A 22839-nucleotide genomic window follows, 5' to 3' on the forward strand; every position below is an offset into this window, starting at 1 on the left:
GTGCGCACGACCCTTTCCCGCCTCACCGGCGCCCTGCTCCCCGCCCTGCTCGCCGCCATCGCCAGCGCGGCGGAGATCACCGGCCGAGTTGAACTGCCCAAGACCCTCGTCGCGCCGGTGAAGACCCAGCGCTACGAAGTCGTCGTGGCCAGCGGCGTGGTGGCGACGAGTCCCGCGCTGGCCGTCGTGTACCTTGAGGGGGAATTCCCAGTGGCGGCGCCAGCGCCGACCGTGAAGCTGGAACAGAAGGGCCTCGCGTTCATTCCGTCCCTCCTGCCGATCCAGGTCGGGACGCGCGTGGAGTTTCCCAATCTCGACGACGTTTATCACAACATCTTTTCCTTCTCGCCGCCGAAGCGCTTTGATCTGGGCCGCTACCGGCCGGAGGATCGTCCGATTCCGTCGCAGGTATTCGACAAGCCGGGGCTCGTCACGCTGCGCTGTGAAATTCACAACCACATGCGCGGCCTGGTGCTCGTGCTCAACACGCCGCACTTTGTCGTGACGGACGAGCAGGGCCGCTTCCGCCTGACCAATGTGCCGGCGGGCCGCTACATCCTCAAAGCCTGGGTCGACAGCGCCACGACCCGCGCGCACCCCGTCGACCTCGCGCCTGACGCGAGTCTGCGCGTCGATTTCCCTTGAGCACCGCACCCACGGCGAGGCCCCCACGCTTCACCGGCTTTCGCTTCCGGCTCGTCGCGACGATGATGTTGGTCGTCGGGGCGCTGACGACATTCGGATTGTATTTCGCCCAGCACCACGCGGAGCGTGAGGCGGAAAACGAGGTGGAACGCGATTTTCGCAGTGCCCTCGACGGCCTGCAGGCCGCGCGGGAGACGCGGATTCTGGCGCTCCAGCAGCGCTGCCTGACCCTGGTGCAGAAGGCGCGGATCCACGCCGCGCTCGAGGACGACGCCCTGGATCTGCTGTATCCGAACGCTCGCGACGAGCTCAGTGACTTGATGGCGGAAACCGAGGTCGGGCCGCGCGGCGCCTCCGCGCTGCACGCGAAGTTCTGGCGTTTTCTCGACGCGCGCGGGGCGGTGATTCCGGCCGCGACGCCGACGGACTTCGGCCTGCTCACGCCCACCGAAGCCGCGCGCCTTGCACTGGCCGGCGTGCCGACCGCGCCGCAACTGGGCTACCTGCCGCGCCTCGAGGACGACTTCACCGACGACACACTCGATCAGATCATCACCACGCCGATCTTCTCGAACGTAACCCGCAAGCCGATTGCCGCGCTGGTCGTCGGCTTCGCCTCAACCGTCGAGCGATCGATTGGCGGGGAGGCCGCGATCAAACGCGGCGTGTGGGCCGAGGGTCAGTTGCAGCTTCAGGGCCTCGATCATATCACGCGGACGGCGTTGATTGCGGAACTCGCGCGCCTCTTTCCGGTCGCTGAAAACGCCGGCAAGCCCCTCCCGGTTTCGCTCGCCGGCGCTTCCTACCTCGTGCTCTTCCAGCAGCTCAATCCCGGTTCAGCTTATCCCATCGCCCACGAAGTCTGCCTTTATCCGCTGGCCGCGACCCGCGAACGCCAGCGGCACCTGCGCTGGCAGATTCTCGGGCTCGGTTCGTTCCTCCTGGTCGCGGGTCTCGCCGCCAGCCAGGTGGCAGCGGCGCGATTGTCGCGACCGGTCGAAAAACTCGCGGCCGACTCCGCGCAAGCCATCGTCAGTCGCGACCGTGCCGAGGCCGCCCTTGAGCTGACGCAGGCGGAGTTGCAGCGCGCGGCGCGTTTTTCCTCGGACGCGTCGCACCAGTTGAAGACCCCCATCGCCGTCTTCCGCGCGAGTCTCGACGAACTGCTCGCCCGCAACGACCTGACCGAGCCGGTGCGCGAGGAGCTCTCCACGCTCGTCACGCAGACCTATCGCATCACCGGCATGATCGAGGATTTGCTGCTGCTCTCGCGCCTGGAGGAAGGCCGGTTGAAGATCGAATTCGCATCGGTCGATCTCGCCCACCTCGTGGCCTCGTGGCTCGATGATCTCAGTGTCCTGCCCAATGCGATGAACCTCGACATCACGACCGACCTGCCGGCCAGCCTGCCGATCGCGGGCGAGCGCCGCTACGTGTCGATGGTGTTGCAGAATCTTTTCGAGAACGCGCGCAAGTACAACCGCCCGGGCGGTCGCATCCACGTGAGCGCGCGGGCGGCGGACGGGCGAGCGTGGCTGACCATTGGCAATACCGGTCGCGTGATTCCCACGAGCGCGCAGCCGCATATCTTCAATCGCTTTCACCGTGGCACCGCCGCCGAGGATGTGCCCGGCCACGGTCTCGGCCTGAATCTCGCGCGCGAACTGGCCCGGCTGCACGGGGGAAACGTGCGCCTGACCACGTCCGCCAACGACTGGACCGAATTCGAGGCAAGTTTTCGGCTAGCCATTCCCACCCAAATTTCCATCGCTAGCTCGATATGAGGTGGGTGAGCGCGTTCATCCTGGCTGCCACCGCCTGTGCGGGGGCGTACGCCAGCGACGAGTGGTTCGACCGGATGGAGGAAAGACTGACTTTTTCCGCCTGGGACGACTCACTCCGCGCGCGCCTGAGCGGATTGCTCACCCTCGAAGGCTATAAGATCGAGCAGCCGTCGCCCGGCCTTCTGTTCACCACGAGCGAGCGCCTGTTCAATCCACGCCTCGCCGTCTTTCTCAATGCCCAGCTCGGTCCGCAGCTCCTCGGCTTTGTCCAGGTCCGGGCCGACCGCGGCTTCGATCCCAGCAACGAGCGCCTGCGGCTCCGGCTCGACGAATATACGGTGACGTACATTCCGTGGGCCCATCGCAAATTCAACGTGCAGGTGGGGCAGTTCGCGACGGTGATCGGCAACTGGATGGCCCGCCACGACTCCTGGGAGAACCCATTCATCAACGCGCCGCTGCCGTACGAGAATCAGACGACCATCTACGACGCCGAGGCACCGCGGTCGGCAGTCGATTTCGCCACGTTCGATCCCGACGAGAAGTACGACTACAACCCGATCATCTGGGGACCGAGCTACGCCACCGGCATCGCCCTCGCGGCGCGGCATGGTCCGTTCGAGTTCGCCGTGGAAATGAAGAACGCGGGCCCGTCGTCGCGGCCGGAGGCGTGGTCGATCCGGGCGCTCGGTTTCGGCCGCCCCGCGTTCGCCGGCCGCATCGGCTATCGGCCCGATCTGCGTTGGAGCGTGGGCGTATCCGCCAGCGACAGCGCCTATTTCACCCCGGAAGCGGAGCACCTCCCCGCCGGCACGGATCGGCACGACTTTCACCAACGGCTGCTCGGCGCAGACTTCGGCTTCGCGTGGCGTCACCTGCAGATCTGGGCGGAGATCCTCCAGTCGCGTTTCGACGTCCCGCTGATCGGCACGGTGGAAACGATCGCGGGGTACGTGGAAGCCAAGTACAAGTTCACACCCCAGCTGTTCGGGGCGCTGCGGTGGAACCGCCAGGGGTATTCAGAAATCGATGACGGCCGCGGCGCTCGCCTGCGCTGGGGCCGCAGCCTGTGGCGGATCGACGCCTCGACCGGATACCGGTTCACCTCGCGGCTCGAGCTCAAGTTCCAGGCGAGCGGTCAACACGAGGCGGGACAGACGGACCGCCTGCAGATGAATTACGCGACGCAGTTCAATCTGCGTTTCTGAACCAAGCCCCAACGCTGCACGGTAGCTGCGGGTGCGCATTGCAGGAGGATGCGCCGGTCGACATCCGCACTCCGAGTCGCCCTCTCAGCCCCACTCCCTCCTTGCCCCGTTCTTTCCGCGCCTGCCTGAGAATTTCGGGAATCTGTCCAGCACTTTCCCTGCAGGTCGGATTCTACGCAGCCGTCCTCGCATCGTTTGACGCCTCCCGCCGTCAGCCTATTTTACCCTCCGGCCCATGAATGCACCCACCCCGAGCTCAGCGTCCTCCGCGCAGCCAAAAGATTTGACCGCCTGGGAGATTGCCCTCGAGGGCCGCTTCCAGCGCTACATGACGGACCATCAACGGGGCGTCATGCAACTGGCGCATGACCGCGCCGGCCGGCCTTCGCTGCTAATCGACTTCGGCTGCGGTCCGGGGCGATGGACGCGCTTCTTCATGGATCGGGGCTGGCAGGCCACCTGTGTCGACATCGACGCCTCGTCGTTGGGACGGGCCCAGGCGGCCAATCCGAAAGCGCAGTGCATCCTCGCAGATCGGAATCTCCGGAGGCTCCCCGCCGGCGACGGCGAAGTCGGACTCGTCCTCTGCATCGGCGTCTATCGCATGCTCGAGAGCGATTGGTTTCTGGGCGAAGTGAAGCGCGTGCTCAAGCCCGGCGGGCTTTTTTCAGGCGCGTTCTTCAACCGCTTCTCCCCGCGCGGCTACTACCGCTACGCCATGGACAAGGCCTTTGGCGGCCAGGACTGCTACGTCCAAAGCTACGGATCATGGCGGCACCGCGCACGCACGGAGGGTTTCGATTTCGTCGAGGAGCGCGGGCTCTGCTGGTTCCCGATTCCCTCGTTCAGCAATTCCCCGCTGGTTCCCGTTTTCACCGGAATAGAAAAAGCCTGCGGGCTGCAACGTCTGCCTTCGTTGAGCCCGTGGGTGACATTCATTGCCGAGAAGCGCGGCGGCACCCGCGCCGCGCCTTAAGCGGCGAAAACGCACCGCCGGCAACGCGGGAAGCACCAGGCTTTGCAGTCCGTAGCCTCGAGCGTGAGCGAGTGAGTCGATCGGGTCGACTCGCTCACTCTCGCCGCCCTCGTGCCCCGCGGTGCACCGTCCGGCTACACTTAGACTTTGCCCACCGAGGGGACTTCGAAGCCCGGGCTGTTGGGATCCTTCAGCAGCGCGTTGGCCTCTTTGGCAAATGCGCCGGTGTGCGTCTCGGTCTTGGGATCGAAAGTCAGCCACGGGCCGACGACATACTCGGCGCCGTTCTCCGGCACACCGACGCCATCGCGCATCATCTCGTGCAGCTTCATGAAGTGATCGTGCGCGTCCTTGTTGTCCCCGAAGCGGCCGGCCTTCGCGTTGAACGGCACCTTCTGGCCAAGGCGGTAGGAATTATTCATCAGGTGCCCGAGCACGCTGCCGTTGTGCGCCTCGAGTGCGTTGCCGTTGGCCATCTCGGGCTTGCCCGCGCGGCAGGCGGCGATGAATGAGGCCCAGTTGCCGCCCGGGGTAACCTTGCCGGGCGGGACCGACACCTTCTCGCCGGTGTTCTTGCCCTTCCCATAGTAAAGTCCCTTCACGATCTTCCCGCCGTCCTCGAAGTAGTACTCGTTCTCCACTTGGTGGACGTAGCCCTTGTAATTCACGTTGCGGACATTGAAGAACGCGTACTGGCCATTGGGATACTCGCCGATGCCGAACATCGTGTTCGGCGTCTCGCCCTGGTCATTCCACTGGAAGCGCCCGCCCATGGCCATCACGCGCACGGGATGCGTCAGCTGCGGCTCGAGCGCCCAGCGCGCCACATCGAGCTGGTGCGTGCCTTGGTTATTCATGTCGCCGTTGCCGGTCGCCCAGAACCAGTGCCAGTTGTAGTGCACAAGGTTCTCGTGGTACTGGGAAATCTTCGCGGGGCCGCGCCAGAGATTCCAGTCGAGGTGGCTGGGCGGCGCCGACACGGCCTTCATGCCGATGCTCGCGCGGGGCTTGCAGCAATAGCCGTAGGAAATCTTCAGCTTGCCGAACTTGCCGGCCTGAATCGCCTCGTGCAGGCCCGCGAGCTTCTCGTCGCTGCGACGCTGCGTGCCATGCTGGATCACCACGCCGTACTTCTTTTGCGCCTCGACCACGATGCGGCCCTCGGCGACATCGTGGCTCATCGGCTTCTCCACGTAGACGTGCTTGCCGGCCTGCGCGCCCCAGATCGTCATCAACGAGTGCCAGTGATTCGGCGCCGCGATGGAAATCGCATCGACCGTTGGATCCTCGAGCGCGCGCCGGATGTCGCTCACGCCCTTCGTCGTATACTTGCCCTTCGTCTTCTCCGCGAGCGCCTGCAGCGAGCGCTCGAGCACCTTCTTGTCCGGGTCGACCAGATACGCGATCTCGACGTTGGGCTGCTCGAGCCAGCCGGCGATGTGACTCTTGCCGCGGCCATTGCAGCCGGCGACGGCGATGCGGAGGCGATCGTTGGCGCCAATGACCTTGGCGGAGGAGCGGGTCCCGCTGACGAGGGCGAAGGCGCCCGCGGCGAGCGTGGAGTTGCGGATGAACGAGCGACGGGTGAGGAGGTTCATTGGGGGAGGACTGCTGCGCGTGACAGGGCGGCGCGACCGACACCGGACGGCCGGGGGGAGTTTCGCGTCGAGGAACGCAACACGGGACGAAAAACGCAAGCGTCCGACGAGAGGCTCCCGCACGACTCCGCTGTTGCACGTCCTGCCGTGCAGTCTTAGCTCGCGACGTCCCGCTCCGTCCTTCCCAGCGACGGCTTCAACTTCACGCTTTCCCCATGATTCGCTTCCTCACCGGCGGCATTGCCTTGGCGTGGCTCCTGGTCGCGTCCGGCTGCGGCAAACGCCAGACCATCGTCGCCGGCTCGCTCGCCACGCAAACGCTCCATCTTGGGAACGCGGAAGAGCCCGCCTCGCTCGATCCGCAGATCAACACGATGATGGCGGAATGGGAGGTGCTGACCGCGCTCTTCGAAGGCCTCACCAACATCGCCAACGACGGCGTGACGATCCTGCCCGGAATCGCCGAACGCTGGGACATCGCGGCCGACGGCCTGACCTACACGTTTCACCTGCGGAAGAATGCCAAATGGTCCAACGGCGATCCGCTTATCACCCGCGACTTGATCGCGTCCTATCGCCGCATGCTCGACCCGAAGGTCGCGCAGATGAGTCCGGCGATCATCGACTGCGTCGTGGGAGCGAAGGAATACTACGCGGGCCGATCCCAGGATTTCAACTCGGTCGGCGTGAAGGCGCTCGATGACTTCACGCTGGAATTCCGGCTCCTGTATCGCGCGCCGTACTTTCTGGTCAGCGTGAGCAACAGCGCAGCGTGGGGCATGCCCGTTCACATTCCTTCGGTCACGGAACACGGCGGAATGGAACGGCGTGACGGCAAGTGGACCGCGCCAGGCCGCTTGATTGGCAACGGCCCTTTCGTCCTGAAAGAATGGCGTCAGAACCAGCACATCAGCGTCGTGCGCAACGAGCATTACTGGGATGCCAAGCGGGTCCGCCTGCGCGAAGTTCGTTTTTACCCCATCTCCAACAGCGCCGCCGAGGAGCAGGCCTACCGCGCCGGCCAGTTCCACGTCACGTGGGACATCCCGATCTCCAAGTTCGACACGTACCAGCGGGAGCGTTCGACGGAGCTGCAGCGCGCCCCGATCCTGGAGACGTCGATGATCGTGCTGAACTGTTCTCGCGCCCCTTTCTCGAACCCGGATGTTCGCCGGGCATTCGCCCGCGCGATCGACCGCAAGGTCGTGACGACGACCGCCACCCGGGGTCGCTCGGAAACCGCCCATTCCCTGACCCGTCCAAGGACCGGAAACTTCTCCCCTCCGGCGATGCCCGGAGTGGACGTGACAGAGGCCCAGCGGCTGTTGGCCAAGGCGGGGTTTGCCCAGGGCAAGGGGTTTCCCAAGGTGCGAATGTCGATCGGCACGGATTCGTCGGACGCGCTCGCGACCGCGCAGACGTTGCAACAGATGTGGAAGCTGGCGCTGGGCATCGACGTGGAGATCGCGCCCATGGAGGCCAAGGTGATGCTCGCCTCGCTGCAGGCGCACGATTTCGACCTCTGCGCGATGGGACACTTTTACGCGCTCGACGACCCGATCGATCCGCTGATGCGGGGCAAGTCGGGTTATCACGGAAACCACTCCGGCTGGAGCGAGCCGCGCTTCGACGCACTGCTGGCGCGTCTGGAACAGGTCCGCTCCGACGCCGAGCGCATCGCGATCTTCACGGAGGCCGAACAGCTCATTGCCCAGGAAGCACCCTACATCCCGCTGTACTACCTCGATCGCGTGCACCTGATGCATCCGACCGTGAAGGGCTGGAAGGGAAATCGGTTCGCCATCATCGACTGGCGGGAGCTGTGGCTCGAGTGACGCTGCAATGAACTCATTTCCCCTTCGCCTCGCGCTGATCATCGCCGCCACCGCGTTGCTCCCCGCCTGCAGCCGCCGCGATTCCGCGGGGCCAGGCCGAGCCCCGGCACAAGCCATCAACGTCAGCCTTCTCGGCGACCCTGCAACGCTCGATCCGCATCTTTTTACGATGATGCTCGAATGGCAGGTGCTCTGTCCGCTTTTCGAGGGACTCACGCATCTCGCCGGGGATGGCATCACCATTCAACCGGGGGTGGCCGAACGTTGGGATATTTCTCCCGACGGCCTGATCTACACCTTCCACCTCCGTCACGACGCGAAGTGGTCGAACAGCGACCCGCTGACGGCCGACGACTTCAAATTCTCCATGGAGCGGATGCTGAACCCCGCTCTCGGATTCACTTCCTCGTCGACCGTTGAACCAATCGTCGGCGCCCTCGATTTCCTCGAAGGTCGAAGCAAGGACTTCAGCACGGTTGGCATCCGGGTGATCGACGCCCACACCCTCGAGTACCGGCTGCGCACTCGCTCACCGTTCTTTCTGACGACCGTTTCGACGGCTACTCCCCTTGGCATGCCGGTGCACCGCGGCGCGGTCGAAAAACAGGGAGGACTGACGGACCGCCAGAACCGCTGGGCTCGACCCGGTTCACTGGTGGGCAACGGGCCGTTTGTCCTGAAGGAGTGGAAAGCGAATCAGCACGTGACGATGATCCCGAACGCGCACTACTGGGCCGCGAGCCGCGTGCGGCTGCCGGAAATCCGCTTCCAGGTCGTCGAGGACCTCGCCGCCGAGGAGCGGATGTACCGCACCGGCCAGTTGCACCTCACCTGGACCATTCCGCCGACCAAGATCGCGGGCTACCGCCAGAATCAAGCCGCCGAGTTTCAGCGTTCCCCGATCCTTCATACTCACATGATCGCGCTGAACTGCGGTCGGCGCCCGTTTGACGACGTGCGGGTGCGCCGCGCCCTCGCCCTCGCGCTGGATACCCGCAGCGCCACGGATGCGGCGTTCAGCGGTCGTTCGCTCCCCGCGCGCTCGTTTATCCGACCGGGCACCGGAGGATTCGATCCTCCGCCGTGGCCGGCATCCGATCCCGCCGCCGCTCGCAGGCTCCTCGCCGAGGCCGGCTATCCCGACGGAAGGGGCTTTCCTGCGGTGGAGCTTCGGGTCAACAGCGCCGGCTCCGACTACGCCGCGCTCGCCGAGGTCATGCAGCAGATGTGGAAGAAAAATCTCGGCATCGAAATCACGATTGCGCGCATGGAATTCAAGACGATCGTGGCCTCGCTCGAGGCTCATCAGTTTGACGCCGCCATCGTCGGATACTATTATTCCGTCGACGATCCGAGCGAGCCGCTCGTCGCCAAGGCGTCGAAGGGCAACATCGGCAATTTCGCGGGCTGGTCCGACGCGCGGTTCGAGCAGGCGCTGGAGGAACTGCGTACCGCCAAATCCGATACGGAGCGTTTCCATCACTTCGCGACGATGGAGTCGGCGCTCGCCGACTCGATGCCGTACATCCCGCTGTTCCACAACGACCGCGTCTACCTGATGCGTCCGTCCGTAAAAGGGGTTACACCCAACAGCCTGCTGATCACGGACTGGCGCGAGGTCCGGCTGGAGTGACCGGCCACGGCCTTAGCGCCACTCGTGGCGCGGATAGCGTCGAGAAAGTTCCGCCTTCACCTTCGGGTACTGCTCCCGCCAGAAATTCGTGAGGTCGTCGGTGACCTGAATCGGCCGCTGATTGGGCGCGAGCACTTCGATCTTCACCGGCACGCGTCCGTGCCCGACCGCAAACCTGCCGTCGATGCCGTACAGTTCCTGAATCCGCGCGCTCAATACGGGCGGGCCTTCCTTGTGGTAGGTCAACCGCGACCGGCGGCCATTGCCCATGGTGAGTCGCTCGGGCAGGTAATCGTCGAGCACGGCAAACTGCTCCGCCGTGAGCCAGTCGCGCAGGACGGGCATCACCGGCTTGTCCTTGATTCCCCGATACCCCAGTTCGCCGTAACAGATCTGCTCCACCAGCGTCGCGCGATCGGCTTCGGTGATCGGATTCACCTCCAGCTCGGGAAACCATTCGGCGAGCCGGTTCACGCGCGTGATCCACTGTTCCACGGTTTCATCCCAGGCCTCGAGTTTCAACCGTCCGGCCAGGACCTCCTTCGTCAGGATCGAGGCGGCAGCGTCAAGCGGCGCGTCATCGGGACTGGCTTTCGATTCGAGGACTAGGTCGCGAAAACGCCGCTCACGGCGCGACATCACCCGCTTGGCCGCCTCGTCGTACACGACTCCGCGCGTCTCGTAATAGTCGTCGGGAAAAATTTCCTTCAACCACGCTTCATCGATGACTGTCGCGAGCGTGAGCAACGTATTCACTTCGCCGTCACCGCGGCCGATCTCGCTGATTTCCGCCGCCACGAGGAGGGTGGATTTCTGGATCGCGCTCTCCCGCGCGAGCACGCCGCGGCGGCGGTGCACGAGTTCGCAACGCAACGTCCCGGCATCGAGCCGGCGCGCGAGCTGATCGGAAAAGCCGGCGAGGACGCACTTGCGGACTGCGGCGCTGTCGACGCGTTTTTCGGCGACATCGAGCCCCTCCTTGGCCGCAATTTCGAGAAACTGTTCGAACAACGGCCCGACCTGGCGTGCGCCCTGGGCGTGGATCCCGAGACGCCGGCACGCCTCGAGCCCGTAGTTCGCCTGATCGGCATAGCGCCACGCGCGCATCAGCAGGAAGAAATCGCTCTCGTGCTCCTCGCCGAGGATTTCCTCGCGCGCCTCCTCGGTGCGCTTGTCCACGCCGCGCAGCAGGAAATTCCTCCCTTGCGTGAGCGCCGCCATCAACGCGACGGGCCGCACGCACCCGCGTTCCTGCGCCGCGAGAAACATCCGCGCATAACGCGGGTGCACGGGAAAGCGCAGCATCTTGCGCCCGACCTCGGTGATTCTCCCCGGGAGCGCCGGCTTCCCGCCGGCTTCCGCGGAAAATACAGGCGGGACGCCCGCGCTCCCGATGGCGCCGAGGTCGCTGAGCAGCGTCTCCGCACGCTCAAGCGCCTTCGGATCCGGCTTCTCGAGCCAGGGGAAGTTCGCAATGTCGTCGATGCCGCTCGCCTTGAGCGTCAGCACCACCTCGGACAGATCGAGTCGCTTCACCTCGGGCAGCTCCTGGGGCGCGCGCAGCCCGTGCTCGCGTTCCGTCCACAGCCGCACGCACACGCCCGGCGCGGTGCGCCCGGCGCGGCCGGCGCGCTGGTCGGCGCTCGCGGCGGAAATCTTTTCGATCAGCAGCGTGTTGATCCCGCGATGCGGATCGAAACGCGCCACGCGGGCCAGACCGCAGTCGATGACCGCCGTCACGCCATCGATGGTGAGCGAGGTTTCGGCGACATTCGTCGACACGATGATCTTCCGCGTCTCGTAGCGGGCCACGGCCCGGTCCTGCTGCTCCGGCGGCAGCTCGCCGTGCAGGGGAAACACCACGAAATCCCGCAGCGCGCGCGATCCCTCCAGGGCCTGCACGGTGCGATTGATTTCGTAGGCGCCGGGCATGAAGACGAGCTGGTCGCCGCTGGTACTCGCCGCGACGCGCTCACATTCCCGCACCGCGACCTCCCACACCGGCTCCTGGTCGAAGTTCGCCGTCTTCGGCAGGTATTCGATCCGCACGGGAAAGCTGCGTCCTTGGGAAACCAATACGTCGCACGGCGCGAGGTAGGTCTTGAGCACGCCGGCATCGAGCGTGGCCGACATCACGATGATCTTCAGGTCCGGCCGCGTGCTCTGTTGAATCTGCAGTGCGCGCGCGAGCGAGATGTCCCCGTACAGGTGCCGCTCGTGAAACTCATCGAACACCAGCGCCGTCACGCCGCGGAGCGTCGCATCGAACGACATCTGCCGCAGGAGAATTCCCTCGGTGACGAAACGGATGCGGGTGCGTTCGCTGACCCGCGACTCGAGCCGGATCTGGTAGCCGACAACATCGCCGAGCGCGGTGCCGACCTCCTCCGCTACGCGCTTCGCCAGCATGCGCGCGGCCAGGCGGCGCGGTTGCAGGACGACGACTTCACCGCGCCGCGCCGGTCCCTCGAGGAGTCCGTGGTGCAACAGCATCTGCGGAATCTGGGTCGATTTGCCCGAGCCCGTCGGCGCCTGCACGATCAACCGTCCCTGCGAGCGCAGTGAAGCGACCACGGCGGATTCGAGTTCGTAGATCGGAAGGGCGCGCGGCGGCACGATTCAGTTTTTAGACAGAATGAACAGAAGGGACAGAATGGACCGGGCAAAAACCCATCGCGCACCGATTCTGTCAATTTTGTTCATTCTGTCCGATCTCCGAAGCCGGTGAATAACCGGTGACCAACGTTGCTCCCAAGTTATTCACCGATCCCGCCGGTGAAGAAGTTGTGGAGAACAAAGGCTTCAGATCGCGCGGGAGAGTCGCACTGTCTGTCTCGTTCCTTGATAGAACAGTCGAAGCGCAGCGGCCTGAAAGACGTCGCTGAGAGCACGACTGGGATAATCCCGGGCGACCGGGGAATGGGTGGCGGCAGCTGGTGCCGCCCTCCCCTCCAGCGGCGAAAGCCAGTTGAGAGGCATATATCACCAGTTCCTCTGGCCGGAGTCGTGTCCGGTCAGTTCACACACGAATCAGGAACTGAGCCATGAAGCGTGATCAGAAACCACGCCGAGTGGAGTCAGGCCCACGGGACGTTTCGACCCGTGCGCCGACGCAGTTACCCCAGAGGGTTTTGGTTGCTACTGCGCAGACCAGAACGCAGTCGCGGCTCCGACGGGACGACCCCGTCAAAAGGCCCAGCTCGCCGCACGAGCCGGGCGCGCAAAGGAGTCACGACCGCGGGGAGAGAACGAACCTAGGCAAAGTTCGTGAACCTCCTCATTTGGGGCGGTCCCGTAAAGCGGGATCACCCCGCTGCAAAAGCGAAATGCAACCTGAGAGGTAAGAGGTCAGACCCGTAACGCGGGGCCAACGGCCGGCCAAAAGCTGGCGCCGTCCCCGTGGTAAGGGTGCCGACGCGAGACAATGAAAATTGCAGGCGTGTCAGCACCACGTCCGGCGCGCCGCTCCCGGCAGGGAGCGTCCGAACCGGGCGAAGAGGCCTCACTCGACAAATCCCGACCGGCAACGGTCAGGACGGTCCCGCCATGAGACCGAAACATCCGCATGCCGCGGAGAGTGGCGTCGGGAAGCACACCGCCCGCGAAAGCGAGCGCGCCCAAGCGTGTGCCACCGGGAAAGAGCGCGTGGCGAACGCCCACTCCCACAAATTGGCCTCGGAAGCTGCAAAGCTTCCGGGGCCTTTTTGTTTTTCGTGCCGGCGAGTTATACCAATCGCTCTTACCCACGATCGATCCAGAAGTCCAAACGCAGGAGCGATTGGTATTAAGCGCGAAGATGCCAAGGCGCAAAGGCAACGCGAAGACCGCGAGCGCAGATGCATGGGCGTCGCGTTGCCTTCGCGTCTTGGCACCCTGGCGCTTAACGGCTTGTCGCCGCATTCGTATCGGCTTCATTCCTTTCCCATGCCCCGTTCCCTCCTGACTGTCTTTGTCGTCGCATGCCTGGCGACGACCGCCCTGAAAACGCTCGCCGCGGAAAAATCGCCCGCACCCGTGCCCTACCCGCTCATTCTCGGCCCCATCCGGCTTTGGGAAGGCGCCGCACCCGACGCAAAGGGCGAACGGCCCCAGGACACGCCCACGCTCACGCCGTACTATCCCGACGCCGCGAAGAAGAACGGCGCATCGATGTTGATTCTCCCCGGCGGCGGCTACGGCAACCTCGCCGAACACGAGGGCAAGGGCTACGCGGAATTCTTCGCGGCCCACGGCATCACGGCTTACGTTCTCAAGTACCGGCTCGGCTCCAACGGCTACCGGCATCCGACGATGCTCAACGACGCCGCGCGCGCCCTGCGCCTGATCCGCTCCTTTGCCAAACGCGACGGCCTCGATCCCACGCGCATCGGCGTCATCGGCTCCTCGGCCGGCGGTCATCTCGCGTCCACGCTCGTCACGCATTTCGACGCCGGCAAACCCGACGCCTCCGATGCCGTGGAACGCGAGAGTTCGCGCCCGGACCTCGGCATCCTCTGCTACCCGGTGATTTCGTTTGGCGAGTTTGCCCATGCCGGCTCGCGCAAGAATTTGCTCGGCGAGAATCCTTCGCCCGAACTGGTGAAGTCCCTTTCGAACGAATTGCAGGTCACCAAGGAGACGCCGCCGTGCTTCGTCTGGCACACCGTGGAAGACAAGACGGTCCCGGTTGAAAACGCCCTGCTCTTCGCCTCGGCCCTGCGCCGCGCCGGCGTGCCGTTCTCACTTCATATCTACGAAAAGGGCCCGCACGGTCTCGGCTTCGGCAACGCCACCCGCACCGCCCCGCCGTGGGCCGATCAGTTGTTGCACTGGTTCAAGGAACGGAAGTTCACGAACTAACGGGTCTTCGCCGCGGGCACGCAGAGCAGGATGAATTCAGAAGCCAGGAAACCAGGATGTCTCTTGGCTTCCTGGCTTTTGAATTTATTGCCCCGGTTACAGGGTGTGATTCCTGCGGCATTCTAGCCGTGCGGGAGCCCTTGGTCCACGGTCGCTGCACGGCTGAAAAGGGAACGCGCACGCCGGATTGCTTACCACCCGCCTTCGGCCTTGCCTTCAGGGGGCGCGCCGCGCACGTTGGACCTCTTTTTCCAACATCCGACCGCGTCCGCCAATGAACCAGAGCATCCGTAACATCGCCATCATCGCCCACGTTGACCATGGGAAAACCACCCTGGTCGACAAGCTTCTCAAGGAAGGCGGCGTCTTCCGCGCCAATCAGCAAGTCGAGGAGCGTGCCATGGACTCCATGGACCTCGAAAAGGAGAAGGGCATCACGATCAAGGCGAAGAACACGTCGGTCCACTGGAAGGACAAGATCGTCAACATTGTCGACACCCCCGGCCACGCGGACTTCGGCGGCGAAGTCGAGCGCGCGCTGCGCATGGTCGACGGCGTGCTCCTGGTCATCGATGCGTACGACGGTCCCCAGGCCCAGACCCGCTTCGTATTGCGCAAGGCGCTGAACCACGGCCTCAAGGTCGTCATCGTCATCAACAAGATCGACCGCGACAACGCCGAGCCCGCGAAGATGTACGACAAGGTGCTGGAACTCCTGATGGAGCTCAACGCCACCGAGGAGCAGTTCGATGCCCCCGTGGTGTACGGCTCCGGCCGCGACGGCTACATGATGTACCACCTCGGCGAGGAAAAGAAGGACATGTCGCCGCTCTTCCAGACGATCCTCGACCACGTCCCGCCGCCGTTCGCCAAGCCGAACGAGCCGTTCCACATGCTGGTGTCGAACATCGACTGGAGCGACTACGTCGGCCGTATCGCGGTCGGCAAGATCCTCGGCGGCAGCGCCAAGATCGGTGAGGCCGTCTTCGTCATCCGTCACTCCGACGGCAAACGCATCCGCGCCAAGATCACCAAGGTTTTCGAATTCACCGGCCTCGGCACGCGCGAAACCGACAGCGCCGTCGCCGGCAACATCGTGGGCATTTCGGGCTTCGACGATATCGACATCGGCGACACTCTGACGGCCGACGAAGCCGGCCACGCCCTGCCCTTCACCCAGATCGATCCGCCGACCCTCGAGATGCAGTTTTGCGTCAACGACGGCCCGCTCGTCGGTCAGGAAGGCAAGCTCGTCACCTCCCGTCAGCTGCGCGAGCGCCTGATGCGCGAACTGAAGACCAACGTCTCGATCAACATCGAGGACTCCGACAAGGCCGGCGTGTTCAACGTCAAGGCCCGCGGCGCCATGCAGGTGGCCGTGCTCGTCGAGACGATGCGCCGTGAAGGCTTCGAGCTCCTCGTTTCCCGCCCGACCGTGATCGAGAAGGTCGTCGACGGCAAACGCCTCGAGCCCTACGAGACGGTCTGGATCGAAGTGCCGGACGAGTGCGTCGGCTCGATCATGCAGAACCTCGCCAACCGCAAGGGCCAGCTCACGAACATGGAGAAGCACCCGCACTCCACCATGATCGAAGCGACGATCACGACCCGCGGTCTCATCGGCATGGAAATCGACGTCGTCAACGCGACCAGCGGTCGCGGCGTGCTGAGCCACTTGTTCAAGGAATACGGTCCCTACGCGGGCGAAGTGCTCACGCGCATCACCGGCACGTTGATTGCGACGGAAGCCGGCGAGACCACCTCGTATGCGCTCGTCATGGTGCAGGAACGCGGCAAGCTCTTCGTGAGCCCCGGCGAGCAGGTGTACGAAGGCATGATCGTCGGCGAGAATCCCCGTAACGAGGACATCGCCTGCAACGCCGTCCGCGAAAAGAAGCTCACGAACTTCCGCTCCCAGGGCGAAGGCGTGGCGTCGGGCCTCACCCCGGCGACCAAGCTCTCGCTCGAACGCGCGATCGAATACATCGCCGCCGACGAGTTCGTCGAGGTCACGCCGAAAAACCTGCGTCTGCGCAAGCGGATCCTGAACAACGGCGAGCGCCAGAAGGCTTCGAAGCAGGCCAAGCGCTAAGCGGACCACGCTTCCGATTCACTCTCAGCCCGCCGGCATTTTTCGCCGGCGGGCTTTTTTGTGTACGCAGGGATGCCGCGGCTCCGCTGAAGCGGTTTTCAAAGCGCCGATCAGGTTTGAACCACGAAGACACAAAGGCACAAAGCCAGACCCAAGCCTGCTCTGCTTTGTGTCTTCGTGGTTCATTACCGTTCGTCGCACTTCCCATATCGGCCAGACGAAACGGGGCCGTTGACTCTGTAAAAATCACTACTCGACGCTCCCTTGACCTTCCGACGCTCCGGCGGATTCTCGCGGGTCCCGTCATGCGTCCGAAGAAGTCCAAGCCACACGCCCGCGCGCGCATCTATCGCGCCACGCCGAACAACCTGCGCCGGCTGGCGGCGGTGTTGCGTCGCGGCGGACTCGTCGCGGTCCCGACGGAGACGGTCTACGGCCTGGCGGCGCACGCGCTCGATGCCGATGCCTGCGCGCGCATCTTCGTCGCAAAGGGCAGGCCGACCAGCGATCCGTTGATCGTCCATGTCGGCGGCTGGCGGGAACTCAAAGCCATCGCCGAAACCAACGCCGCGGCCCGTACACTCGCCCGCGCCTTCTGGCCCGGACCACTGACGATGATCCTGCCGCGAAAGTCCGTCGTGCCCGACATCGTTTCCGCCGGATTGCCGAGCGTCGCCGTGCGCATGCCGCGTCACGCGCTGTTTCGACGCCTGCAGCGGCTTGCCGGCATTCCGCTCGCCGCGCCGAGCGCCAACCCCTTCGGCTACGTCAGTCCGACCACCGCACAGCACGTGCGCGACGGTCTCGGCGACATGATCGGACACATTCTCGACGGCGGTCCGACCGCCATCGGCGTGGAATCGACCATCGTCGACATCCGCGATCCGCAGCGACCGCGGTTGCTGCGGCCCGGCGCCATCACCCGCGCCGCCCTGGAAAAAGCGCTCGGTCGTCGCGTATCCGAGGGAGCGCGACACGCGACTCCGGCCACCCAGGCGCAGCTCGCGCCGGGGATGTTGAGCCGTCACTACAGTCCGCGCACGCCGGTGGAATTGCATGCCGCGATCGACCGCCGCCGTGCGGCGTTCACGGATACGACCGAGGCGTGGCTCTTCTTCGCCCGACCGACCGGTCTCGCCGGCAAAAACATTTTCGCCCTGACGCCGACGGGCCGCGCGACCGTGGCCGCCCGGCGTCTGTTCGGCACACTACGCGCGCTCGACGCGCAGCAGTTTACCCGGATTCACGTGGAACTGGCGCCCGGCAGTGGCCTGGCCGATGCGATCAACGACCGGTTGCGACGCGCGGCATCGAAGCGGTAAGGCGATCCGATCGTCGGATCGCATTCCGCCCGCGGACTTAGCACCGGCCTTACAGCAATTCCTTCGGCAGCTGTTGCACGATCTTCTTGATGTCCTGCACGGCGTCGCGGTGGCACACGAGGATCGCATCGGCGGTTTCGACGACCACGAGATCCTTCACGCCGCACAGCGCGATCGTGCGACCGTTGCTGACGACGATGTTGTTGGCCGCATCGCTGACGACCACGGCGCCGCGGGTCGCGTTGCCCGCCGCGTCGGTCTTCAGATGCTTCGGCAACGCGGTCCAGAGCCCGACATCATCCCAACCGAACTGCGCAAGCACGGTTTCGACGACGCGCGCCTTTTCCATGATCGCGTAATCGACCGAAATCTTCGGCAGCTTCGGAAAACGGTCCGCGAGGAACGCCTTGAAATCGCCGGTCGGAAACTCGCGGATGAACGTCGCCAGTTCGGGCACGTGCGCCTGGGCCTCGGCCAGAAACGCGCTCACGGTCCACACGAACATGCCGGCATTCCACACGTGATTGCCGCCGGCGAGATAGCGCTCGGCCGTGGGCCGGTCGGGCTTCTCGACGAAGCGCACGACTTTGCGCAGCAGCGAACCACCAATCGTCTCGCCGCGCTCCGGCGCGAGTTCCAAGTAGCCAAACCCCGTGGCCGCATGATCCGGTTTGATGCCGAACGTGATGAGCGAATTCCGCGGCCCGGCGTGCTGCAACGCCACCTCCAGCTGCGCCTGAAACGTCGCCGCGTCCGGAATGAAGGCATCCGCGGGCAGCAGCGCGAGCGTTGCGCCCTCGCCACCCCGGGCCCGCACGAGCGCCGTTGCCAGCGCAGCCGCCGGCGCCGTGTCGCGCTTCGCCGGCTCGGCAATGATCTGATCCGCCGGCACCAAGCCGGCCAGCGCCGCCCGCGTGCCCGGCAGCTGCACTTCATTGGTCAGGACAAAGATGTTCTTCGCCGGCACCACGTGGCCGACGCGCCGCACCGTTTCCTCCACCAGCGTGCGATCGGAAAGCAGTTTCAGCAGATGCTTCGGCGTCTGCGCCCGGCTCATCGGCCAGAAGCGCTCGCCACTGCCACCCGCCATGATGCACGCGTAAAAACGGGAATTGTCGTTCATTCGCCTGAGTTTCTCCCGCCAATCATTGGCTCGCCAAGCGCAAATCCTTCAGGGCCGGTTAATACCCAGACCACCCCGCGGATTCCCGAAACCAAACCCGGGAAACCTCCGGTCTGCCGCGAGAGAATCATCGGACCACCCCGCCCTGCCCCGAGCCCGAAACCTCCCGCGCTGGACGTCAGCCCCTGATGGTCAGAACGATCTTACCAAACTGCTCCCCGCGTTCCATCCGCGCGAAGGCCTCGCCGGCGCGAGCGAGCGGCAGGACTTCGCTGATCACGGGGCGTATCCGGTGCGTGGTCACGAACTTGGTCATCGCCGCCCAGTCCGCCGGCGACCCCATGGTGGAGCCGAGCAGCGAAATCTGCCGCCAGTAAATCTTGCGCACGGGCAACGCGGCGTCACCGCGCGTCGCGCCGAAAAACACCACGCGGCCGCCGGAAGCCGTCACGTCGATCAAGCGGGAAAACCCTTCGCCGCCGGCGCTATCGACGACGACGTCGAATGGTCCAGCCGCCTTCAAGGCCGCCGTCGCCCAGGCGGGATCGCGATAATCGAAACCACCCTTCGCCCCGAGCGCGACGGCGCGCGCGATCTTCTCCGGCGAACTCGAGGTGACCCACACCTCTGCTATCGCTGCGACGGCAAACTGCAGGGCAAACAATGCCACTCCGCCGCCGATGCCGCTGATCAGGATGCGTTCGCCGGGCTGCAGGTTCGCCCGCGAAAACACGGAGCGAAACGCCGTCAGTCCTGCCAGCGGCAGCGCGGCCGCCTCTGCCCACGATAGATGCGCCGGCTTGGGCGCCAGCTGCGCGGCCGGAATGGCTATCTTCTCCGCGAGCGTACCCGCGCGCGGCAGCCCCAGGATCGTGAACTGCGGGCCCTGCGCCTGCTCGCGTTCGCCCCAGCCGAGCGCGGGATAGATCACCACCTCCCGGCCCAGCCACGCGGGATCGACCGTGTCGCCGACTGCAATCACTTCACCGGCACCGTCCGATCCAGGAATGCACGGAAACGTCACCCCGGCATACTGGCCCGCCTTGATCCAGACATCGCGGTGATTCAGCGCGGCGGCGCGCAACGCCACGATCACTTCCCCCGGCGCAGGCGTCGGATCCGGCACGTCCACAACTGACCATTGATTCAGAGCGGGAAATTGAACGGCGCGCATGAGGCCTTCACCAAACGCGAAACCGCCCACGGAGCAAGGGTGCCGCCGGTGACCGCGTTCTCCTGGGAGCGCGAACTCATGCTTCCGCCTTGTGCGGCCGCCCTCGTTGCCCGCATTTTCCATCGCACTGCGATGCTCTGCGCTTTTCACAAACCCTATGGCGTGCTTTCGCAATTCACGCCGGAGCCTGGCTCGCGCTGGCGCACGCTCGCGGAGTTCGGTTTGCCGAAAGGGATCTATGCCCTCGGTCGGCTCGATGCAGATTCCGAAGGTCTGCTGCTGCTGAGCGATGAACCGGGCCTCAACTCCCAGCTGCTCGATCCCCAACACGCGCATCGCCGCGAATACTGGGCGCAGGTCGAGGGACAGCCCGACGCGACGGCCCTCGCCCGGCTCGAGCGCGGCGGCATCGCCCTGGACGCCTACCGCACCCTGCCCTGCCGCGCGCGGCGGTTGGCGCCTGCCCCTGCAATCGGTCCGCGCACGCCGCCGATTCGTTTCCGGAAGCAGGTTCCCGATGCTTGGATCGCGCTCGAACTGATCGAGGGAAAGAACCGCCAGGTACGACGCATGACCGCTGCCGTCGGCCATCCCACGCTGCGGCTGATCCGCGTGCGCATCGGCGCATTCGCGCTGGCCGAACTCGCCGCCGGCCATTGGCGCAAACTCAGCGCCGATGAGCGGGCGGCCGTGTTCGCGTAGGCGCGAGCTGTTCGCCAGCCCTGGCCCCGAACAACGCGGCCCCTACATCCGCACGATGACGTCCTCGGGCTTGAATCGGACTTTCTTCATCGCCGCGTACTTGTCGTCCGGCAGGCGATAACCCGCGGCACACGCCACCGCGGTGGCATACGGCGTCCCGGCAAGCCCGAGGATTTCGTCGTATTGCGCCGGCACGATGCCCTCCATCGGGCACGTATCCACGCCGAGGAAGGCCGCGCTGGTCATGAACTGCCCGAGCGCGATGTACACCTGGTGCTCCTGCCACATGTCGAGCGAGCCTTCGGTTCGCGCCCGCTCGAGATTGCCCAGCGTCATGGTGCGGAACTTGGTCAACGAATCCGGCGTGACGCCCAGCACTTCCACCATGCGCGCGATGTGGCGATCAACATGCTCCGGATCCAGATCACGCCGCACGGCGAACACCACGAAGTGCGAGCACTGCGTCACCTGAGCCTGCCGGTACGACGCCCCGACCAGCTGCGCGCGCACCAGCGGATCCAGCACCACGATGAACTTCCACGGCTGCAGTCCAATCGACGACGGCGCGAGCACGAGCGCCTGCTCGAGCGCAGCCCAGGTGTCGTCCGGGATCCGTTTCGCGGGATCAAATTTCTTGGTCGCATAACGCCAGTTCAGGGCGTGGACGACGTGCTGCGGTGAAAGGGAAAGTGACATCGCGGGTCAACTTACATGCGCACCGACTCACCACGCGCGAGCATATTGCACCGGGGGCGCCGGCAGCGGCTTCACCCGCAAGGCCCGCGCCGCCCGCAGCGGCCAGTGGGGATCGCGCAACAGCTCCCGCGCCAGATAGACGAGATCGGCCTGGCCGTTGCGGACGATCTGATCCGCCTGCATGGGATCCGTGATGAGACCCACCGCCGCCGTGGCGATGCCCGCCTCGCGCCGCACGCGCTCCGCGAACGGCACCTGGTAACCCGCGCCGACTGGAATCTTCGCCGCCGCCACGCTTCCACCGGAACTGCAGTCGATGAGGTCGACACCTTCGATCTTTAGAATCCGGGCGAGCTCGACCGTTTCCTCAATGTTCCAACCTCCCTCCACCCAGTCCGAACACGAAAGCCGGACGGTGAGCGGCAGCTGCTCCGGCCACACCGCGCGCACCGCCCGGGTGGTCTCGACGAGAAAGCGTATCCGGTTTTCGAATGCGCCGCCGTACTGGTCGCTCCGGCGGTTCGAGAGCGGCGAAAGGAACTCGTGCGCGAGATAGCCGTGCGCCCCGTGGAGTTCCAGCCACTCGTAGCCGGCCGCGAGGGAGCGGCGGGCGGCCGCCACAAAATCACTCTGCACGCGCGCAATCTCCGTCGCCGACAGTTCGTGAGGTACGCGGTCCAGGCCGTCGCCAAACGCCAGCGCGCTCGGCCCGACGGGCGTCCAGCCGCCGGCGTCATCGGCCAGGTGTGCGCCGCCGTGCCACGGTCGCGCCGCGCCCGCCTTGCGGCCGGCATGCGCCAGTTGCACGCCCGGCACCGCGCCCTGCGCCTTCACGAAACGATTGATGCGCACCAGCGGTTCGACGTGTCGATCCGACCAGATGCCCGCATCGCCCGGAGTGATCCGGCCTTCCGGCGCCACCGCGGTCGCCTCGGCGATTACCACCCCCGCGCCACCGGCCGCCCGTGCGCCGAGGTGCACCAGGTGCCAGTCGTTGGCCAAGCCATCCTCCGAGGAATACATGCACATCGGTGAAACGCCGATGCGGTTGCGGAGCGTGATGGACTTGAGCGGGAAGGGAGCGAAGAGGTGGGACATGAAGGATGACGAAAAGTTGAGAGTCTTGAGTTGAGCGTTGAGGGTTCAAACCTCAGGGCAAAAGCAGTCACCTAAACGTTGATACGTGGAGCGGTCGCTGTCTTTTCCCTCAAC

General features: G+C 65.1%; 16 protein-coding genes. 10 read left to right on the forward strand and 6 right to left on the reverse strand.

Annotation, left to right across the window (positions count from 1 at the left end; translation table 11 throughout):
* From ACLJEU_RS18120 to ACLJEU_RS18135, 4 genes are all read left to right on the forward strand, one after another.
* On the forward strand, nucleotides 1–645 hold the full coding sequence (locus tag ACLJEU_RS18120) for a carboxypeptidase regulatory-like domain-containing protein (RefSeq protein WP_414660103.1): 645 nt from the start codon (nucleotides 1–3) through the stop codon (nucleotides 643–645).
* Complete coding sequence (locus ACLJEU_RS18125; protein WP_414660102.1) at nucleotides 642–2429, forward strand: sensor histidine kinase; 1788 nt, start codon at nucleotides 642–644, stop codon at nucleotides 2427–2429. Before ACLJEU_RS18120 ends, ACLJEU_RS18125 begins: the two co-directional genes overlap by 4 nt.
* A gap of 5 nt (nucleotides 2430–2434) precedes the next feature.
* A complete protein-coding gene (locus ACLJEU_RS18130; RefSeq protein ID WP_414660101.1) occupies nucleotides 2435–3637 on the forward strand; it encodes a hypothetical protein in 1203 nt (400 codons plus the stop codon).
* A 235-nt stretch (nucleotides 3638–3872) separates the two neighbouring features.
* On the forward strand, nucleotides 3873–4613 hold the full coding sequence (locus ACLJEU_RS18135; RefSeq protein ID WP_414660100.1) for a class I SAM-dependent methyltransferase: 741 nt from the start codon (nucleotides 3873–3875) through the stop codon (nucleotides 4611–4613).
* Between the two features lie 140 nt (nucleotides 4614–4753).
* Here the strand turns inward: ACLJEU_RS18135 and ACLJEU_RS18140 are convergent, their stop codons facing one another.
* A complete protein-coding gene (locus ACLJEU_RS18140) occupies nucleotides 4754–6211 on the reverse strand; it encodes a Gfo/Idh/MocA family protein (RefSeq protein ID WP_414660099.1) in 1458 nt (485 codons plus the stop codon).
* 215 nt (nucleotides 6212–6426) lie between these two features.
* On the opposite strand from ACLJEU_RS18140, the gene ACLJEU_RS18145 reads away from it, so the two are divergent.
* Together ACLJEU_RS18145 and ACLJEU_RS18150 are read left to right on the forward strand one after the other, a co-directional pair.
* Nucleotides 6427–8046, forward strand: a complete 1620-nt coding sequence (locus ACLJEU_RS18145; protein WP_414660098.1) for a peptide ABC transporter substrate-binding protein — start codon at nucleotides 6427–6429, stop codon at nucleotides 8044–8046.
* A gap of 7 nt (nucleotides 8047–8053) precedes the next feature.
* Nucleotides 8054–9679: a peptide ABC transporter substrate-binding protein gene (locus tag ACLJEU_RS18150; RefSeq protein WP_414660097.1), complete on the forward strand. Its 1626-nt coding sequence runs from the start codon at nucleotides 8054–8056 to the stop codon at nucleotides 9677–9679.
* A 12-nt stretch (nucleotides 9680–9691) separates the two neighbouring features.
* On the opposite strand, the gene hrpB is transcribed toward ACLJEU_RS18150, so the two are convergent.
* Nucleotides 9692–12295 carry an ATP-dependent helicase HrpB gene (gene hrpB, locus ACLJEU_RS18155; RefSeq protein ID WP_414660096.1) on the reverse strand — a complete coding sequence of 868 codons (2604 nt, stop codon included), beginning with the start codon at nucleotides 12293–12295 and terminating at the stop codon, nucleotides 9692–9694.
* A 1308-nt stretch (nucleotides 12296–13603) separates the two neighbouring features.
* On the opposite strand from hrpB, the gene ACLJEU_RS18160 reads away from it, so the two are divergent.
* The 3 genes from ACLJEU_RS18160 to ACLJEU_RS18170 all read left to right on the forward strand — a co-directional run bounded on the left by ACLJEU_RS18160 (nucleotide 13604) and on the right by ACLJEU_RS18170 (nucleotide 17932).
* On the forward strand, nucleotides 13604–14518 hold the full coding sequence (locus tag ACLJEU_RS18160; RefSeq protein WP_414660095.1) for an alpha/beta hydrolase: 915 nt from the start codon (nucleotides 13604–13606) through the stop codon (nucleotides 14516–14518).
* A 274-nt stretch (nucleotides 14519–14792) separates the two neighbouring features.
* Entirely contained in the window at nucleotides 14793–16610 is a 1818-nt protein-coding gene (typA, locus tag ACLJEU_RS18165) for a translational GTPase TypA (RefSeq protein ID WP_414660094.1), read from the forward strand.
* A gap of 305 nt (nucleotides 16611–16915) precedes the next feature.
* A complete protein-coding gene (locus ACLJEU_RS18170) occupies nucleotides 16916–17932 on the forward strand; it encodes an L-threonylcarbamoyladenylate synthase (protein ID WP_414660093.1) in 1017 nt (338 codons plus the stop codon).
* Nucleotides 17933–17981: 49 nt separating this feature from the next.
* On the opposite strand, the gene ACLJEU_RS18175 is transcribed toward ACLJEU_RS18170, so the two are convergent.
* Both ACLJEU_RS18175 and ACLJEU_RS18180 read right to left on the reverse strand, forming a co-directional pair.
* Entirely contained in the window at nucleotides 17982–19055 is a 1074-nt protein-coding gene (locus ACLJEU_RS18175; RefSeq protein WP_414660092.1) for a mannose-1-phosphate guanylyltransferase, read from the reverse strand.
* 178 nt (nucleotides 19056–19233) lie between these two features.
* The gene (locus ACLJEU_RS18180) at nucleotides 19234–20229 is read right to left on the reverse strand and encodes a zinc-binding dehydrogenase (RefSeq protein ID WP_414660091.1); all 996 of its coding nucleotides are present in this window, start codon (nucleotides 20227–20229) and stop codon (nucleotides 19234–19236) included.
* Nucleotides 20230–20361: 132 nt separating this feature from the next.
* On the opposite strand from ACLJEU_RS18180, the gene ACLJEU_RS18185 reads away from it, so the two are divergent.
* Nucleotides 20362–20931, forward strand: a complete 570-nt coding sequence (locus tag ACLJEU_RS18185) for a pseudouridine synthase (protein WP_414661059.1) — start codon at nucleotides 20362–20364, stop codon at nucleotides 20929–20931.
* 42 nt (nucleotides 20932–20973) lie between these two features.
* Here ACLJEU_RS18185 and ACLJEU_RS18190 read toward each other — a convergent pair whose 3' ends face one another.
* The gene (locus ACLJEU_RS18190; RefSeq protein ID WP_414660090.1) at nucleotides 20974–21627 is read right to left on the reverse strand and encodes an NAD(P)H-dependent oxidoreductase; all 654 of its coding nucleotides are present in this window, start codon (nucleotides 21625–21627) and stop codon (nucleotides 20974–20976) included.
* A gap of 27 nt (nucleotides 21628–21654) precedes the next feature.
* Nucleotides 21655–22725, reverse strand: a complete 1071-nt coding sequence (locus tag ACLJEU_RS18195; RefSeq protein WP_414660089.1) for an NADH:flavin oxidoreductase/NADH oxidase — start codon at nucleotides 22723–22725, stop codon at nucleotides 21655–21657.
* Nucleotides 22726–22839 lie beyond the last annotated feature (114 nt).

It is taken from the genome of Terrisphaera buseokensis (genome assembly GCF_047521145.2).
GTDB lineage: Bacteria > Verrucomicrobiota > Verrucomicrobiia > Opitutales > Opitutaceae > ER46.